Origin of the sequence: Pseudoalteromonas sp. SG43-6, from assembly GCF_014164365.1 — a bacterium.
Lineage (GTDB): Bacteria > Pseudomonadota > Gammaproteobacteria > Enterobacterales > Alteromonadaceae > Pseudoalteromonas > Pseudoalteromonas rhizosphaerae.
The window spans coordinates 35,514-53,508 of the sequence record NZ_JACJEZ010000021.1 but is presented as its reverse complement, the minus strand read 5'-3'; the positions used below and the strand labels follow the sequence as shown (position 1 = coordinate 53,508).

General features: G+C 41.3%; 16 protein-coding genes and 5 tRNA genes. 5 read left to right on the top strand and 16 right to left on the bottom strand.

Translation table 11 applies throughout. The features are described 5' to 3' along the window. Positions 1 to 140: 140 nt before the first annotated feature. The 11 genes from H5201_RS10800 to xerD form a co-directional block, all read right to left on the bottom strand. Positions 141 to 217 (bottom strand) — tRNA-Arg (locus H5201_RS10800). A 134-nt stretch (positions 218 to 351) separates the two neighbouring features. Next, a tRNA-Arg gene (locus H5201_RS10795) sits at positions 352 to 428 on the bottom strand. Between the two features lie 79 nt (positions 429 to 507). Further along, positions 508 to 584, bottom strand: a tRNA-Arg gene (locus tag H5201_RS10790). A gap of 259 nt (positions 585 to 843) precedes the next feature. Then, positions 844 to 920, bottom strand: a tRNA-Arg gene (locus H5201_RS10785). 37 nt (positions 921 to 957) lie between these two features. Next, positions 958 to 1,050, bottom strand: a tRNA-Ser gene (locus tag H5201_RS10780). A 129-nt stretch (positions 1,051 to 1,179) separates the two neighbouring features. Then, entirely contained in the window at positions 1,180 to 1,362 is a 183-nt protein-coding gene (locus tag H5201_RS10775; protein ID WP_145240843.1) for a hypothetical protein, read from the bottom strand. A gap of 274 nt (positions 1,363 to 1,636) precedes the next feature. Beyond that, a complete protein-coding gene (gene lysS, locus H5201_RS10770) occupies positions 1,637 to 3,172 on the bottom strand; it encodes a lysine--tRNA ligase (RefSeq protein WP_145240841.1) in 1,536 nt (511 codons plus the stop codon). A 26-nt stretch (positions 3,173 to 3,198) separates the two neighbouring features. Beyond that, positions 3,199 to 4,297, bottom strand: a protein-coding gene (gene prfB / locus H5201_RS10765) for a peptide chain release factor 2 (protein ID WP_145240838.1) whose coding sequence is annotated in 2 segments (ribosomal slippage) — positions 3,199 to 4,221 and positions 4,223 to 4,297 — 1,098 coding nt in all. Because the reading frame shifts where the segments join, the coding sequence is not laid out codon by codon here. A gap of 154 nt (positions 4,298 to 4,451) precedes the next feature. Then, positions 4,452 to 6,173 carry a single-stranded-DNA-specific exonuclease RecJ gene (gene recJ, locus H5201_RS10760; RefSeq protein WP_182784557.1) on the bottom strand — a complete coding sequence of 574 codons (1,722 nt, stop codon included), beginning with the start codon at positions 6,171 to 6,173 and terminating at the stop codon, positions 4,452 to 4,454. 75 nt (positions 6,174 to 6,248) lie between these two features. Next, positions 6,249 to 6,977 carry a bifunctional protein-disulfide isomerase/oxidoreductase DsbC gene (gene dsbC / locus H5201_RS10755; protein WP_145240834.1) on the bottom strand — a complete coding sequence of 243 codons (729 nt, stop codon included), beginning with the start codon at positions 6,975 to 6,977 and terminating at the stop codon, positions 6,249 to 6,251. A 64-nt stretch (positions 6,978 to 7,041) separates the two neighbouring features. Beyond that, entirely contained in the window at positions 7,042 to 7,995 is a 954-nt protein-coding gene (gene xerD, locus H5201_RS10750; RefSeq protein WP_220491296.1) for a site-specific tyrosine recombinase XerD, read from the bottom strand. 80 nt (positions 7,996 to 8,075) lie between these two features. On the opposite strand from xerD, the gene fldB reads away from it, so the two are divergent. Then, positions 8,076 to 8,597, top strand: coding sequence for a flavodoxin FldB (gene fldB, locus H5201_RS10745; protein WP_149981789.1), 522 nt, complete (start codon positions 8,076 to 8,078; stop codon positions 8,595 to 8,597). Between the two features lie 196 nt (positions 8,598 to 8,793). Here fldB and H5201_RS10740 read toward each other — a convergent pair whose 3' ends face one another. The 5 genes from H5201_RS10740 to betI form a co-directional block, all read right to left on the bottom strand. Then, the gene (locus tag H5201_RS10740; protein ID WP_182784555.1) at positions 8,794 to 9,501 is read right to left on the bottom strand and encodes a TorF family putative porin; all 708 of its coding nucleotides are present in this window, start codon (positions 9,499 to 9,501) and stop codon (positions 8,794 to 8,796) included. Positions 9,502 to 9,533: 32 nt separating this feature from the next. Next, entirely contained in the window at positions 9,534 to 10,751 is a 1,218-nt protein-coding gene (locus tag H5201_RS10735; RefSeq protein ID WP_149981751.1) for a BCCT family transporter, read from the bottom strand. 135 nt (positions 10,752 to 10,886) lie between these two features. Further along, the gene (betA, locus tag H5201_RS10730) at positions 10,887 to 12,557 is read right to left on the bottom strand and encodes a choline dehydrogenase (protein ID WP_182760988.1); all 1,671 of its coding nucleotides are present in this window, start codon (positions 12,555 to 12,557) and stop codon (positions 10,887 to 10,889) included. Further along, complete coding sequence (gene betB, locus H5201_RS10725; protein WP_145240808.1) at positions 12,557 to 14,020, bottom strand: betaine-aldehyde dehydrogenase; 1,464 nt, start codon at positions 14,018 to 14,020, stop codon at positions 12,557 to 12,559. The genes betA and betB overlap by 1 nt, the downstream gene beginning before the upstream one ends. Position 14,021: 1 nt before the next feature. After that, complete coding sequence (gene betI / locus H5201_RS10720; protein WP_145240806.1) at positions 14,022 to 14,612, bottom strand: transcriptional regulator BetI; 591 nt, start codon at positions 14,610 to 14,612, stop codon at positions 14,022 to 14,024. Positions 14,613 to 14,911: 299 nt separating this feature from the next. Between betI and H5201_RS10715 the strand changes: the two genes are divergently transcribed. Genes H5201_RS10715 through H5201_RS10700 form a run of 4 tightly spaced genes read left to right on the top strand, consistent with a single transcriptional unit; the run spans position 14,912 to position 17,943 of the window. After that, on the top strand, positions 14,912 to 15,136 hold the full coding sequence (locus H5201_RS10715) for a DUF4177 domain-containing protein (RefSeq protein ID WP_145240804.1): 225 nt from the start codon (positions 14,912 to 14,914) through the stop codon (positions 15,134 to 15,136). 4 nt (positions 15,137 to 15,140) lie between these two features. Next, positions 15,141 to 15,353: a membrane protein insertion efficiency factor YidD gene (gene yidD / locus H5201_RS10710; protein WP_220491300.1), complete on the top strand. Its 213-nt coding sequence runs from the start codon at positions 15,141 to 15,143 to the stop codon at positions 15,351 to 15,353. Positions 15,354 to 15,367: 14 nt separating this feature from the next. Continuing rightward, positions 15,368 to 15,736 carry a TM2 domain-containing protein gene (locus tag H5201_RS10705; protein ID WP_182718001.1) on the top strand — a complete coding sequence of 123 codons (369 nt, stop codon included), beginning with the start codon at positions 15,368 to 15,370 and terminating at the stop codon, positions 15,734 to 15,736. A 53-nt stretch (positions 15,737 to 15,789) separates the two neighbouring features. Continuing rightward, entirely contained in the window at positions 15,790 to 17,943 is a 2,154-nt protein-coding gene (locus H5201_RS10700; RefSeq protein ID WP_182718000.1) for an exonuclease domain-containing protein, read from the top strand. The last annotated feature ends 52 nt before the right edge of the window (positions 17,944 to 17,995 follow it).

Sequence of the window (17,995 nt, the reverse complement as noted above, 5' to 3'; positions counted from 1 at the left end):
GCAGGACGTATCTTCAAAGAGTGAACCTTCGACCACTCGGTTGGTGGTTTCAACTTTAAAAAGCGCGGGATAAACCCGAGCCTACAGCAAATTTCAGGCATAAAAAAACCGACTCTCGTCGGTTACCTTTAAATAGAAAGTGGTGGGCGCAGGAGGATTCGAACCTCCGACCGCTCGGTTCGTAGCCGAGTACTCTATCCAGCTGAGCTATGCGCCCACATTCTATTTTGATTTTAAAGTCTTACTTTGACTGACGCATTAAGCTAATTAATAACAAAGCTTATTACGAATTTTAAAAATAAAAAAACCGACCATGTGTCGGGCTCTTTATAAATTAACACTAATAGAAAGTGGTGGGCGCAGGAGGATTCGAACCTCCGACCGCTCGGTTCGTAGCCGAGTACTCTATCCAGCTGAGCTATGCGCCCACATTCTATTTCGATTTTAATGTCTTCTCTGACATATTAGTATGCAATAACTAATATAACTCTCAGTAGTAAATAAAAGTGGTGGGCGCAGGAGGATTCGAACCTCCGACCGCTCGGTTCGTAGCCGAGTACTCTATCCAGCTGAGCTATGCGCCCACTTTTTTATACTCTAATTCGAGTTTCTTACTAATAAGTAAATGATGGTGGGCGCAGGACGTATCTTCAAAGAGTGAACCTCCGACCGCTTGGTTTACTAAACCAATCACTTTTACTTGCTTATTTAAACTCTAAGCAGAGTGTGTAAAAGATGGTGGGCGCAGGACGTATCTTCAAAGAGTGAACCTCCGACCGCTTGGTTTACTAAACCAATCACTTTTACTTGCTTATTTAAACTCTAAGCAGAGTGTGTAAAGGATGGTGGGCGCAGGAGGATTCGAACCTCCGACCGCTCGGTTCGTAGCCGAGTACTCTATCCAGCTGAGCTATGCGCCCATTCTTTACTTTACAAGATAACCATTTATAAAATAAATGGCGGAGAAGGAGGGATTCGAACCCTCGATAGAGCTACAAACCCTATACTCCCTTAGCAGGGGAGCGCCTTCGGCCACTCGGCCACCTCTCCGTCTTGTGGGGCGTATAATAAAGATTTCAGAAAATATGTCAAACACTTTTCTTGTTTAAAGTAACTGTATGGTTAGAGAACACCCATAACAGCCAAAAAAGAGTCAACTTTGTTTAATCGTTAATCAAATTAAGAGGTTTTAATATCAGCGGATACACCGAGAACAGGCACTAATTCGTCAGTTAATTGTTCGAGATATTGATCTTGGTAGCCTAATTGCTGAAATTCAGCAATACATGCTCGATAATAGGTTTCTCTTTGTAATTCAATACTGAGTACTTCAGAGGGTGAATCAGGTTTATTATCTTTCATATAAAATCCGTTTATATAAGCCCTTTAGATTGACGCGAGTTTAAAAAACCATGCTTTATGCTGTTTTTTCAGTCAATAGTTTAGCTAAATTTAGAAATAATGCTCGTTCATTTTGATGATTTTATATAATTAATTTTTATTTTCACATAATTCAATACGTTAAAATTAAAATTTTATTATTGCCAGTATAATTTCCATTGACGGGACCCGCTACAGACACAAAAACGCCGCTATTAAAGCGGCGTTTATAATATCAACTTAATCTAACATAGCATTAGTCAGCTTGTGGGCGCATATGCGGGAACAAGATAACATCTTTAATTGTTGATGAGTCAGTAAATAGCATCACTAAACGGTCGATACCAATCCCCTCACCTGCCGTAGGCGGAAGGCCATACTCTAGCGCGCGAATGTAATCTTCGTCGTAGTGCATTGCTTCATCATCGCCGGCGTCTTTTTCTTCCACTTGGCGAGTAAAGCGCTCAGCTTGATCTTGTGCATCATTAAGCTCAGAGAAACCATTTGCAAGCTCACGGCCACCAACAAAGAATTCAAAACGGTCAGTAACAAATGGGTTTTCATCGTTACGACGAGCAAGTGGTGATACTTCCCACGGGTAACCGGTGATGAAAGTAGGTTGAATAAGCATGTGCTCTGCTGTTTCTTCAAATATTTCACATAAGAACTTACCTGGGCCCCACACACAATTTTCAGGAATTTTAACGTGCACTTGCTTTGCGTACGCTTTTAATTCGTCAAAGTGATTTTCTGGATCATTGAATACTGCAGCATTAAACTCAGGATTATATTTTAAAATCGCATCCGCCATACTTAAACGGGTAAACGGTTGGCCAAAGTCATACTCTACTGAGTCAACCACTTCGCCGTTCTCGTTTTTAGTCGTATTAACCACAATTGGGCTACCCAATACGTTAGTCGCAACAGTACGCAACATGTCTTCGGTGATGTTCATCAGGTCAATGTAATCAGCGTAGGCTTGGTAGAATTCGATCATAGTGAATTCTGGGTTGTGACGCGTTGATAACCCTTCGTTACGGAAGTTACGGTTAATTTCAAATACACGGTCAAAACCACCTACTACTAAACGTTTTAAGTAAAGCTCTGGTGCAATACGTAAGTACATATCGATATCAAGTGCATTGTGATGAGTCACGAATGGACGCGCAGATGCACCACCAGGGATAACCTGTAGCATTGGCGTTTCAACTTCCATAAAGTCACGATCTGCTAAGAAGCGACGAATACCTTCAACTACTTGTGAACGAATACGGAACGTTTCACGGGTTGCTTCATTAGTGATCAAATCAACATAACGTTGGCGGTATTTAGTTTCTTGATCAGATAAGCCATGGAATTTTTCAGGAAGTGGACGTAGTGACTTAGTCAGTAATTGATACTCTGTCATTTCTACGTATAAATCGCCTTTACCTGATTTATTAAGCGCGCCTTTAACACCAATGATATCGCCAGTGTCTAATTGACCGTATTTTTCTTTCAGATCTTTTTGGACATCTTTTGATGCATACGCTTGCACACGACCTTTCATGTCTTGAATTACAAAGAATGGTCCGCGTTTAGCTAGGATACGACCCGCGATAGACACAACGTGGTTAAGCTCTACTAATTCTTCTTTACTCTTATCACCAAACTCGGCCTGTAAGTCTGCCGTGTAATGCTCACGACGGAATTGATTTGGATGACCGTTAGCAGGGCAATTGGCGCGAATAGCGTCTAATTTGCCACGACGCTCAGCGATTAACTTATTTTCGTCTTGGATTTGATCAGTCATTTTTTAGCTCTTTTTTAGCTTGGTGGTTATAGGCCAGATTTTAAGCTGGCTTCAATAAATTTATCTAAATTGCCGTCAAGTACCGATTGGGTATTACGGTTTTCAACGCCGGTACGTAAATCTTTAATGCGCGCATCATCAAGTACGTATGAACGTATTTGACTGCCCCAGCCGATGTCAGATTTGGCATCTTCTTGGGTTTGCTTTTCAGCATTTTGCTGCTGTAGCTCAAGCTCAAATAACTTCGCTTTTAACTGCTTCATCGCTTGTGCTTTATTTTTATGTTGAGAGCGTTCGTTCTGACACTGCACTACCGTATTTGTCGGTACGTGGGTAATACGTACCGCAGATTCTGTGGTATTTACGTGCTGACCACCCGCGCCTGATGCACGGTATACGTCGATACGTAAATCAGCCGGATTAATATCAATCTCAATATTATCGTCAACTTCTGGATAAACAAATGCAGAAGCAAACGAGGTATGACGACGGCCACTTGAATCAAATGGGCTTTTACGTACTAAACGATGAACCCCAGTTTCTGTACGTAACCAGCCATACGCGTATTCACCAACAAAGCGCACGGTTGCGCCTTTAATACCGGCAACATCACCGTCAGTGGCCTCTACCAGTTCAACTTTAAAGCCTTTGGCTTCACCCCAGCGTAAATACATGCGTAATAACATGTTACACCAGTCTTGAGCTTCTGTACCGCCTGAGCCTGATTGTAAATCAAGGTAAGCATCATTTGCGTCATGTGCGCCAGAGAACATGCGACGAAATTCTAAACCTTCAAGCTGTTCGTTTAGGTCTGTCAGTTCGCTTTGTGCTTCATTGAAGGTCTCTTCATCTTCTGCTTCAACTGCAAGTTCAAGCAACCCTTCAACATCGTCAGTACCAGTTACTAGATTATCGATAGTTTCAACAACCGCTTCTAATGCTGACTTTTCACGACCTAGTGCTTGTGCTCGCTCGGGCTCATTCCATACGGCTGAATCTTCAAGTTCGGCGTTAACTTCTTCTAAACGTTCTTGTTTAAGAGCGTAGTCAAAGGTACCCCCGAAGCAGTTCAGTACGTTCGCGAATTTCCTTGATTTGATTAATCACAGGATTCACTTCAAACATGTACATTACTCCAAAATGGCTGGTTTACGCGGCTAATCGCCAGGTAAAATTATGCTAATAATTATTTAAATTTCGCTTTAAATAATAAAACGCCCGATTTTAACAAAAAACCGTGCGTTTTATTAGTACTTTATGCATCGATAATAGATATTTTTTAAGCTACTTTTTGCAGCTCACGGACAATTAACTGTAATGAAAATTTACCTCTAAACTCATTGATATCGAGCTGATAGGCCAATTTCACCAAGCGCGCTTCAGTATCAGGCCACTCGCGCACATCAATACCGAAGGCAATAGCATCAACCAAACGCCCTGAACGGTGTTTTAATACCAGCTTTAAGTGCTTTTCACCAACAATGCGCTGCTGTACGAGTTCAAAAGTGTGTTCAAACACGGGTTCTGGAAATTGCTGCCCCCATGGCCCTGCTTGTTTGAGTACATTTGCAAACTCCATGCTAAAGCAGTCATCAGCAAGCTCGCCATCGGTTAAGATAATACAGCGTTTATGCTCTTCACTTAGCTGCCCACTTACCGCCTGCTCAAACTCACGTTTAAACTCACTAAAGTGCTGCTCATTAATACTCAGACCGGCCGCCATAGCATGACCACCAAATTTACTGATCAAATGTGGATGCAAGGTATTTAAGCGCTCAAGCAAGTCACGCATGTGCAAGCCTTCAATCGAGCGGCAAGAGCCCTTTATTTCACCGTTGTCGCCACCAGCAAAAATTACTGTTGGGCGGTGGTATTTCTCTTTTAAACGTCCCGCTAAAATACCGATCACACCTTGATGCCAGTCTTCTTGATATAAACAGATAGCATCAGGTGTTTGTTCATCGCTAAAAGCAAGCCTATCTAGCACGGCTTGTGCTTCAAGTTGCATGCCCTGCTCTATCTCTCGACGCTCATGGTTTAAACTATCCAGCTCAGCGGCTATGCGTCGCGCTTGATTGATATCAGTAGCCAGTAAGCAAGCTATGCCTAAACTCATATCATCTAAACGCCCAGCGGCATTTAAGCGTGGTGCAAGCGAAAAACCAAAATCACTGGCGCTTAAACGCGCTGCGTTACGATTAGCGACCTCAATCAGCGCTGTAATACCTGGGCGTGTTTTGCCGCTACGAATTCGCGCTAGACCTTGGTGAACTAAGGTGCGATTATTGGCATCCAGTGCCACCACATCAGCAACCGTACCTAGCGCTACAATATCAAGCAGATCGGCTAAGTTAGGCGGTGGTTGCTGCGCAAAATGACCAACATCACGCAATGCACTTCTAAGCGCAATCAATAAATAAAATGCAACCCCGACTCCTGCGATTGATTTTGATGGAAACTCACAATCATGGCGATTAGGGTTAACGATAGCGTCAGCATTGGGTAGTTGTTCGCCTTGCAAGTGATGATCGGTAACCAGCACTTTAATGCCCGCGGCTTTTACAATTGCGATGCCAGCAATACAGGAAATACCATTATCAACAGTAATCACTAGATCTGGTGCCATAGTGACTATTTGCTCGGCCAACGCGGGACTTAAACCATAGCCTAAGCTGAATCTGTCTGGCACTAAATAATCTAAATGAGCAAAACCAAACATCGCTAAGCCTTGCATTAAGGTAGCGGTGCTGGTTGCGCCATCGGCATCAAAATCACCCACGATCAGCACTTTACTTTGCGCTCGCAGAGCATGTTGAAGTAAAGCGGTGGCTTTATCTATGTCTTTAAATAATTTGAAGTCATGTAAAGTGGCTGCGCTATTATTTAGCTCATCGGCATGATTAACTTGGCGGCTGGCATAAATTTGTTTAATAACAGGGTGCAAATGGCTTGGCAGGTGTGAATCATCATGATGATCACGAGCAACAATTAATTTTTTCATGCAGGCGCGGTACTTTTAGATTAAGGAATAAAGACAAAAAAAGGCCTTAACGGCCTTTTTATAAAAAGCATAATACTATGACGATTTATTAGCGTCTAACGCAGCAGCTAATGCGGCCGCAGGCTGATAACCTGGGATCATCGTACCATCTTCTAAAATAATTGCTGGTGTACCGCTAATGCCAAAACTTTGGCCAAGCTGATAATGTTCTGCAACTGGGGCATGACAACCGGCCATTACTTTTGTATCAGCGCCCGATTTTGCTGCTGTCATTGCTTCTTGTTGATCTTTAGCACACCAAACATTCATTAGATCTGCATAGCCTGAGCCTTGTAAACCACCACGTGGAAACGCTAAATACTTAACGGTAATACCCGCTTCAAGTAAATCATCAAGCTCGCGGTGTAACTTACGGCAATAACCACAGCTAATATCAGTAAACACAGTTATGCTATGTTTCTCATTTTTAGCTTTGTAAACAATCATTGAGTCTTCGTATTGCGCTAGGCCTTCTTTACGAACGCCATTAAGCGCTTGCTCGGTTAGATTGTTACGGTTATTTAAATCAATCAAGGTGCCTTGCATTAAGTATTGACCATCTGCGCTTGCATACAGCACGCCTTTATCAGTGATCAACTCTTTTAAACCAGCCACTGGGCTTGGGCTAATTTGCTTAACAGTAACACCTAGCTCTGCAAACTTAGTCACGATTGGATCGTTGGCATCAGGAATGGCTGCAACGCCATTGGCAAACGCACTTATACTGGTGCCTAATATCGCACCGGCTAATACTAACTTTTTCATAATGTTCTCTTATATCCTGATAATTCTTAACTACTCAGACCGCCGAAGTACGAAAAAATTCTCACTAAGCGCGCGGATGATGTTGTTGATGTACCAATTTTAACCGTTCATTAGCTACATGGGTATAAATTTGTGTGGTTGATAAATCACTATGCCCTAACATCATCTGTACAACCCTTAGGTCAGCACCATGATTTAGTAAGTGTGTTGCGAACGCATGGCGCAACGTATGGGGCGATAAAGGCGATTCAACTGCTGCCAAAATAGCATAGTGTTTAATACGATGCCAAAAAGTTTGTCGAGTCATACCGACTCCACGCTTTGACGGAAACACAAAATCGGTGGCATGTTTGATCATTTGCGCGCGCCCCACTTTTAAAAATTGCTCGAGCCAATACATAGCCTCTTCGCCAAGCGGCACCAAACGCTCTTTATTACCTTTACCTTTAACAAACACCACCGCTTGGCGCAAATTAATTTGTTCAATACGCAACCCAACTAACTCGCTAACCCGTAAACCCGTTGCATATAATAGCTCTAACATAGCTTTGTCGCGCAAGCCCATCGGCTCTTCAACATTAGGCGCCGCCAAAAGTGCTTCTACTTCATTTTCTGACAACGTTTTCGGCAATGATAGGCCCGCTTTAGGCTGAGCAATATTTACCATTGGCGAATCAGTAATGTGTTTTTCACGCACAAAGTATTGGTAAAAGCGCTTTAACGCGCTAATACTGCGCGCCGTACTGCGAGGCTTTAAACCTAAATCAACACGATGCGCTAAATAGCTTTCAATATCTTGGCCACTCACGGTGAGCAAATCTTGACCTTTTAAAAAGTGGCAAAATTTATCCAAGTCGCTGCGATACGCAGATAAAGTGTTATCGCTTACGTGTTGTTCTAAATAGAGGTTATCTAAAAAAGATTCAAGATAATCGCTATTACCGAGTAGTTCGTCGTGATCTGTAATGGCTGAGTCTAATGACTCATGATCAGGTAACGTGGTCACAGTTATTCTCATAGTTATCAAGGTATCAATTAATAATACCTTACGGTAAACTTCAGCCTATCATATCAGGCAAATACACAGTGATAAATACGATGCAAATTGGTTTATTTTATGGTTCTACCACATGCTATACAGAAATAGCAGCAGAAAAAATTCGCGATATTATCGGTCAAGACATTGTCAGCCTGCATAACATCAAAGATGAACCATTAAAAAATGCAGAAAATTACGACTTTATCATCTTTGGTATCTCCACATGGGATTTTGGCGAGTTACAAGAAGATTGGGAGTCGATTTGGGACGACATTAAAGATGTTGATCTCAATGGCAAAACCATCGCTTTATTTGGCATGGGCGATCAACAAGGTTATGGTCAATGGTTTCAAGATGCACTTGGTATGTTACATGATGAAATAAGTAGCCAACAATATACTTTATTAGGATTGTGGCCGAACGACAGCACGTATGAGTTTGAAGCCTCTAAGGCACTCACCGAAGATGGCAAACACTTCGTTGGTTTAGCCCTTGATGAAGACAGCCAATACGAACACAGTGATGAGCGTATCGCTAACTGGGTTGAACAGATCATGACTGAGTACAGCGAGACATTATAAATCTCGCTGCGTAACACTGATAAGCGCAACAACGAATAGCTAAATTTACGGTTTAACAATGGCCTTATATGTTTCACCGATTAATCAATACATAGTTTATTTTCTATGTAACAAATGATAACGAATCATCTATGACTTATAGATATAATGCGCGGCTTTATGCCGCGCATGTAAAAAGTATTGCCTAGCACTGTAATTATAGTGAGAATGTACGGCCTATCGACAATACAATACGCTCATCTGCAGTATCAATATCTAGGCTGGTGTTCTCGCCCGCTACCTCAATGTCAAAACCCGCTAAACTTGTTTGATAAGCAAGACGATAGTGGTTATACGATTTACCATCGGTATCCCATGCAAACTTATCGCCATCGAGTGAATTTGAAATATCAAAGCTGGCACGCAGTGCGTGATTAGGTGCAAGTTCAATAGTGTGTGCAACCATAGAAATCACATGACCTGCGCCGGTACCAAAATAATCCCAGCTATACCAAAAGTTAAGCTCTGTTTGCCCTAACTCACTTGCGTAACCAAATTTAGTGTAAGCTTCAAAGTAGTTACCATCGCTTGAGTTGCTTCGCCCATGGTAACTGTAATACGCAAGGCCGTAATCAATACTGAGCGCTTCATTTAACTGCGCATAGCGACCGAAGTAAGCATCCCATTCAATATTTGTGTCGTCACCAAAGTCAACGTTTGACGCCCACGTGCCAGCATACATGCCTGACTCGCCAAATGAATAATCAAGGCTACCTTGTAACGCTGGGTCGTTTTGCGTTTGGCTCACACCATTAAAGGTATAATCTGATGCACCGGTTACGGTTGCTGACCAATCAGCCAATACTGAGGTTGAAAAAAGTGCAAACGGTAATGCGACTGCTAATAATGTTTTTTGTGTTGTCATGTTAATTCCTTCGCTACTGTATAAGCTAATATCTAGCTAGCTGATTCAATTTTTGTGTAGTCAATTTTGTTGTCTTTCGGCGAACTATCAATGTTACTCACAGTTTTAACTTTGCTATAGGCAATATAGGCTGCACACGCAAAGAACAAACCAATCACTAACACCCCGACCCACTGGATTTGTAGAAAGTTCTGCTTAAATAATAGGGTTAATAATGAAAGAGCGACAACATTTAGCGCAATATATTTAAATTTACCTAAACGTTTAACCGTCATACCCATATTGTCGGTGTATAAACGGATCAGTGAATCAAGCGAGTTGATCACAAACACTACGCCAACAAATACCATTGCAATATTTTTGATCCCTTGCGTAGCAATACCTGCTTCGTGATACTGATAAAGCACGCCAAACCAAATTGCGATTGGGATTGAAGGGAAAATTAACATTGCCCCCAATACTTGATAGGTTTTTAATCCACCGACAAAACGCGATGTGAATTGACCAATCATAATACTCCACGCAAACCACCAAAATAAATAAAACTCATGGTAATCATTGAGTGGCAGTACAAACTGATTAATATTGCCAAAGTAACTACCAATTAACGTTAAATTATTTGTAAAATCTGACACTTGGCCATTTTCGCCCATAAATGCGCCAAACCACATAAAACCAATTAGCGCTATAAATAACCAGGTAGTTGAAATACTTAGAAAACGTACATATTTAATATCGGTGCTTGAATACACCGCAAAGCAAATAGCTGCGAATACAATTAAATAAAATGACGGAATAATCGACTCACCATCACCAAGACTAGGTAAATACCAAGGTAGGTTAGAGAGCAATAAGAAAGCGGTGAAGGCACAAGTACCAATAATAACTACGTTATTGATTAATTTAACCCAAGGAATTTCGAAAAATTTCACTTTAGGTTCTATTACACAGAAATAAAAGCACGTAAGGAAATAGAATCCCCAGATCAGAAAGCCCCAATAACCAAACTCGATAGCTAGTGGATTGGCAAACGCGTACTCTGGGCTTGCTTTTATGTCTGCATAACCTGCAAACTCAGTGAGTGGAAACATGATCAAGCCAACATCTAAGCCTGATGTAAATAAGATGGCGATAAAGGTAAATGTTCTTACCGGTGTGACGCCAACACACTTTACATTGCCCCATTTTACTAAAATTGCAACAATTGCTAGTAGGGTGAAAATAATGCCTGCGCTAAGCCATAAGGTCATAATTCCCTCCCCAAAATAAATGAAAATACATCATTACGTCTCCGTGTTTTTAGCCTCGCATTAACGCACCACAAACAACTTATGATGCGCGCCACTGCAAGCCCCACAGCACAAAGTATGCTGCAGGTGACTTTATTAAATCTCCGAACTACGCTGCACAGTTTGCCATTGTGAATCGATGGCAACCTTTGCTTGCGATTTACTAAGTGGTGGCTTACCTAAAATTAAGTCAGCCGCTTTTTCTGCCACCATAATGGTTGGCGCATTTAAATTTCCGTTAGGAACCGTTGGGAAGATTGATGAATCCACCACATGCAGTCCCTCAATGCCATGTACTTGAGTGTTTGAGTTTACTACTGCCAGTTCATCTTCACCCATTTTGCATGAACATGAAGGATGGTAAGCACTCTCAACTGCCTGACGTACAAAAGCATCTATTTGTTCATCAGTTTGAATCTCTTTACCTGGTTGGATTTCGCCATCGCGGTAATCATCAAACGCACTTTGCTCAATGATTTCACGCGTTAAACGCACACAGGCTCTAAACCCTTCAATATCATCTTGATGCTGTAAATAGTTAAATTGGATCTTAGGTGCAACCGTTGGATCAGCCGATTTAATCGTTACTGCACCGCGGCTTTTAGGCTTGTTATGCCCTACATGGACTTGAAAACCATGGCCATCAAAAGCACTTTTACCGTCATAACGAATTGCCGCAGGTAAAAAGTGATATTGAATATCAGGCCACTCAACCCCCGGTTTTGAGCGAATAAATGCACAAGATTCAAAATGATTAGTCGCCCCAAGGCCACTGCGGTTTAATAACCAACGCGCGCCAATAAGGCCCTTTGAAATAAGGCCAAGCTTGCCGTTTAAGGTAATTGGCTGCTTACACTTATACTGGAAATAAAACTCCAAGTGATCTTGCAGGTTTTGCCCAACTCCGGGTAAATGGTGCTTAACCTCGATACCAACTGCTTTAAGTATTTCGCTGTCGCCAATACCCGAAAGTTGCAATAAATGCGGTGAACCAATCGGACCGGCACTTAAAATAACGTCTTTACTGGCCTTTGCTTTAACAATATCGCCATTAACTTTGTACTGCACACCAACGGCTTTTTTGCCTTCAAGCAACACCTTTTCAGCCAACGCACCAGTAACAATAACTAAGTTTTTACGTGACTTCACTGGGTCTAAATATTCACGACTTGCAGAGCTGCGCACACCGTCTTTAACGGTCATGTGCATTGGACCAAAACCCTCTTGCTGCGCTGCGTTATAATCGTCAGTGGCTGCATATCCGGCTTGCTGGCCCGCTTTGATAAAGGCTTTATAAAGCGGGTTCGCCATTTCATTACCGTTGTTCACACCCAAAGGGCCGCTATCACCACGATAGTCGTTTTTACCTAAATAGAATGATTCTGCTTTTTGAAAATACGGTAAACAGGATTGATAATCCCACCCTTGTGCACCATGTTGTTGCCATTCATCAAAGTCTTTAGCATGGCCACGTACATACACCATGCCATTGATAGATGATGAGCCACCTAACACTTTACCACGCGGGCAGTGCATTTGACGATCATCTAGATACGGTTCAGCTTCACTATGAAACTGCCACGCGTATTTATCTGAATTCATCGGAATTGATAGCGCGGTAGGCATTTTAATAAAAATGCTTTTATCGCTGCCGCCAGTCTCTAATAATAAAACGCGGTTGCTGCTATCTTCGGATAAACGATTAGCCAGTACACAGCCTGCCGACCCTGCACCCACTATGATGTAATCATACGTTAGTGCAGTCATTAAAATGGGCTCTCTATATTAGTCATACCGACATAAATCGATTTAGTTTGGGTGTAATGATCAAGTGTTTCAATACCATTTTCACGACCGATACCTGACTGCTTATAACCGCCCACAGGCATTTCTGCTGGCGAATTGCCGTAGCTGTTGATCCAACAAATGCCTGCTTGCAGCTGATGAATAACACGGTGTGCGCGCTTAATATCTTTGGTAAACACGCCTGCAGCAAGGCCTAAGTGAGTATCGTTAGCACGGTGAATTACATCATCTTCGTCATCAAACGTTAATACGCTCATTACGGGACCAAAGATTTCTTCTTTGACGATCGTCATATCATCAGTGCAATCAATAAATACCGTTGGTGCAACAAAGTAACCGTTTGGTGCAGAGGCTGGGCTAAGCGTTTTACCACCCGTTAATAACGTTGCACCTTCGCTGATGCCTTTATCGATATAGCTCATCACTAATTGTTGATGCTTTTTGGAAATTAATGCGCCAAAGTTAACGTTAGGATCGAGTGGATCGCCCGCTATAATATTTTCTTCAGTGCGTGTTTTAAGCTCATCAATAAATTGCTGATAAACATTTTTGTGAACATAAATACGGGTGCAGTTAGTGCAAATTTCACCTTGCGTATAAAAATTACCTAACATTGCAGCACTTACTGCCTGTGAAATATCGGCATCATCAAATACTAGCAGTGGTGATTTACCACCAAGTTCCATGGTGACATCTTTTAATGAACCCGCAGCACTAGCAACTACTTTTTTACCTGTGCCTACTTCGCCGGTAAACGATACTTTCTCAATATCAGCTGATTGTGTTAACCACTGGCCAACTTCTGCTGCACCTTGCACCACGTTGAACACGCCTGCAGGTACACCCGCTTCGATGAATATTTCGGCAAGCTTAATTGCGCCAAGTGGCGTTTCTTCAGAAGGTTTAAAAATAAATGCATTTCCGGCAGCCAAAGCTGGGCCTGATTTCCAACAAGCGATTTGCAGCGGGTAGTTCCACGCACCGATTCCGGCACAAATCCCTAATGGCTCTTTACGGGTATAATAAAAATCTTCGCCAACCATTTGCTGCTGGCCAACTTGGGCAGGTGCTAGCCCTGCAAAATACTCGATTACATCAGCGCCAGTTTGCACATCAACACACTCGGCTTCTTGCCATGGTTTACCGGTATCTAGCACTTCTATTTTTGCAAGTAAATCATTACGCTCGCGCAATAATGCAACCGCTTTTAGTAAGATACGACTACGTTCAATCGGACTCATAGTTGACCATGCAGCAAATCCTTGTTTAGCACTTTGAATAGCCGCATTTTGAATAAACGCATCTGCCACTTCTACATAATAAATTACGTCATCTGTTGCTGGGTTTTTAACTGCAAATGTTTCGCCACTTTGATTTTTTAAAAAGTGACCATTGATAAAGTTTTGATAAACAGGTGTTGTCACATTAAGCTCCATACTGTTTGATAAGTGAACATACAAAGTTTTTTGCTAGCTGTTCACAATGTGCAAATTGATCTTGATCAGACTTACTTAGTACCGCTCTTAACCATAAGCCATCGATCATTGCCGCACATAATTGCGCTGCAAGTTTGGCTTCATCATCACCCATCAATTGTTTAAATGAGCTGACTAAATTACTAAGAAGTCGTCGGCTATTTACGTTCTGTAAGCGATGCAACTGAACATCGTGCATCGATTGCGCCCAAAAGCTTAACCAAGTTTTAGTGGTATCGCTGCGCTGTTGTAATCTGGCAAAGTTAGCTTCTATTATCAGCATTAACCTTTGCTCAGGGGTCGTTGTTGGCGTTACTTGTTTGATCAGCTCGTGTTTTAGATTGGTTAATAAATAACGCACAGTGGCTTCTATCAAGCCCTGCTTACCACCAAAATAATGACTAATAATGCCCGACGATAATCCTGCTTTTTTACTGATACTATTAATGGTTGTTGCTTGTAAGCCAAATTCAGCAACCGAACTAATAGTAGCGTCAATTAGCTGCTGACGACGGACAGGTTCCATTCCAACTTTAGGCATATTTTTATTAATTGAACGTTCAATAAAAATAAAGGTTAAAGTAATGGAACTGATAATTCAAGGTTGACAAACTGTGAATAGGCTAAAATGAAGAGAGCTAAGTGACCCTAAGTAACTGTACTAGCGTTGATAAATCGGCTTAGAAAAAAGTTGCGAAAAAAATTGAAAAACAGCTGTTTTTTAAGTAAATGATACAAAAATCAGCTATATTAGGTTGAAAATCATATCTGGTTAGTCTCAGGTGTCACTTTTAAAATCACAGAATTATCTATCAAAAAAAACAAACTATAGGAAACTCGATGTCTAATTTTAATGAATATAAAGTATTGCATGTTGTTGAAGGTGGCTGTGGCACATTGCTGCTAGGTTCGAGCGGGTTACCACTTAAAAGGCTAGAAGCAACACTTAATGATGAAGCACAAAATGGCTGGCAACTGGTATTTCAGGTTATCGAAAGCAAACGTTTTTTGCTATTTTGGTCACGCGAAGCTGTGATCTTAACGTTAGGCAGAAACCGTGCTTAAAGCAATGACGCTTAGTGCAATTCGCCGCTATCAAAAAAATGGCGGCGCTAAGGCACATTTTAATATTAGTTGTAATTTCAGTCCTTCCTGCTCAGAGTTTACTCATCAAGCAATTACTAAATATGGGCTAGTGAAAGGTCTGTTTATTGGCGTAAAAAGAATACGGCGTTGCAATAACCCCGACTGTGTAACCGTAAAATCCGATCCACTTCCTTAAGGCTTATTAATGCCATGACATCAGAACAACTAAATGCTCAAGAAGAGCAGCTTCGTTCAGAAGTAAATGCATTGTCCCCTGAACAGCGTAAACTATTTTACCAGCAAGAAAAGCGTCTCGTTAAAGACCCTGATACTTATGCGGTACTGAATTGGTTTTTTGCCGCAGGTTTACACCACTTTTACTTAGGTAGATTTCAACGTGGTGCGGTGAATTTAACGCTGATGCTAATTGGCATACTCACTATTTATAGCTTTGGCGTATTTTTAATCATCGTCGTTTTGTTAATTGAATTACCACAGCTTTTTAAGAGTCAACGCATCGTCCATCAATATAACAATCAAGTTATGGCTGATATTCTAAAACAACTAACCGACTCTTGATTACTTAAAGCAAATGCTAGATACTGTTTTTTTATACAGTTACGGTGTGTGTTATGAAAAAAGAATTACCCGAAAAATATTATTTAGCCCACTTTAAAGAGCTAATAACATTTATCGACACTCAATGCAGACACTTATTAGAGCAAAAACACGTCGATTTCATTAATAAAGCAAACCGACTTACTGAGCAAGGCCAGTGCATGCTGGCACGCATTTATTCTCGTAAACCTTTACTCGTAGCAATCACCACACTTAATTATAATGAAATAGACAGCCCTGCACTGGCACTCGAAGAGCTAAAAACAGCACAGCTCATTAGTCATCCAAATTACACTGACTATCAACACGTACTCGCACATCTAACTAAACCCGCATTGCTAGCACTACTTGCGCCTTTCGATATCCAACCTAGTATTAAAAAAAGCGTTACTAAAGCGCAATTAGTAGCACAGACTTGCGATTTTTTTGCTACTAAGCCGGAACATTTAACCTGCCTTTATAACCAGTTTGTTATTAATAACCGCTTTGCTGTGTATGAATACTTTGAATTTCTATACATAGGCCGCTTAAGCACTGGTGATATTAACCATCAAAATAGCTTTGTACTGCGTGATTTGGGCCTAAGAACCACACGAGAAAACCATACAGTAAGTTTAGCTCGCTTTGATACACGTGAAGAGGCGCAATCTAACTACGCGCTAAATCGTTATCGCATGGCATTTAAAAGCGCGCAAAGTGATGACGAATATCAAGCTTTAGCTATTGAGCTTATTAATCAACCGGCCGAAGGTACATTAGCAGTCAACCTTAAAAACAAGCTCCTTTTACGACTTCACCAACAACTAAAAAAATATAATATTGAGCTGTGTTTTACACTTTTAAATGCCTGTGAAAATAGCGCTGAAGCAACTGAATTACAAATACGCGAGCAATACCGCCAAGGTAATAAAGAGTGGGTAAAAATCCAGCTTGAAACCATCATCGAAGATCCGCTCACTGATGATTTACTGTATTTTGCTGATGACTTTTTAATGCGTAAATTTAACAAGCAAACTCGCTCTCGCTTAAGTGCAATGCTCGCCGATACGCAATGTGTTATTGAAATTGATGAAGTTTATCGAAACGATGTAGAGCAAGGTGTTACAGAACACTACACTCAACAAGGGTTAACTGTTTTTTATACCGAAAATACGCTTTGGCAGAGCCTTTTTGGTTTAGTTTTTTGGCGCGAGCTTTATATAGATACTCCCACCCCACCTTGCAATGAGTTTGATATGTTTCCACAATCATTGAGAACCGACTGCTTTTATCATACCCAACACCAACAAATTGAAGCACTACTAGCAAACTGGCAAACACCGGATGATTTACTAAAACACGTTTGTAAAAGTGCCGCCCGTTATTTTGAGCAAGCTAATGGGCTGTTTCGCTGGCATAGCGAGCTATTACGACCATTAGAAGTGCTGATTTTAAATAGCTCATTAGCAGCGCTAAAAAGTCACTTAAAGAATATGACCATGCGCTTTATGCAGCTTAAAGATGGTTACCCTGATTTGATGGTGCTAAATGCTAATAAACTCCATTTTGAAGAAGTAAAAGCCCCAGGTGATAAATTAAGACGTAATCAGTTAACAACGATTGATTGCCTAAAAAGTACTGGATTCAATGTACACATTGCGGCCGTAAAATGGGTTAATGATCCCAATCGTATTTACAGCGTGGTCGATATTGAAACCACCGGTAGTTTAAAGGGCGGCAATCGGATCACCGAAATTGGCATAGTCAAAATGCAACACGGCAAAGTAATTGATACTTGGTCAACACTTATCAACCCGCAAATGCGCATTCCTAAGTTTATAGTGTCTTTAACAGGTATTAATGACGCAATGGTAGCAACTGCACCACGCTTTACTGAAATAGCTGAGACTTTACTTAATAAACTAAAAGGCACTATTTTTGTGGCTCACAATGTAAACTTTGATTACGGCTTTATTCGTAAAGAATGTGAAATGGCGGGTATCCACTTTAAAATGCCAAAATTATGTACTGTGGTTGAATCTCGCAAAGCGTTTGCTGGTTTAAAATCATACTCTTTAGGTAACCTCAGTGCGCATTTTGACTTAAACCTAATAAGCCATCACCGAGCACTCGCTGATGCCAGCGCAACCGCAGAATTACTTTTACTCATTCAACAAAGTCAAAATTGATATCCCATTAAATAGGATACTCCCCCCACTTATGAGGCATAAAAAGCTTAAT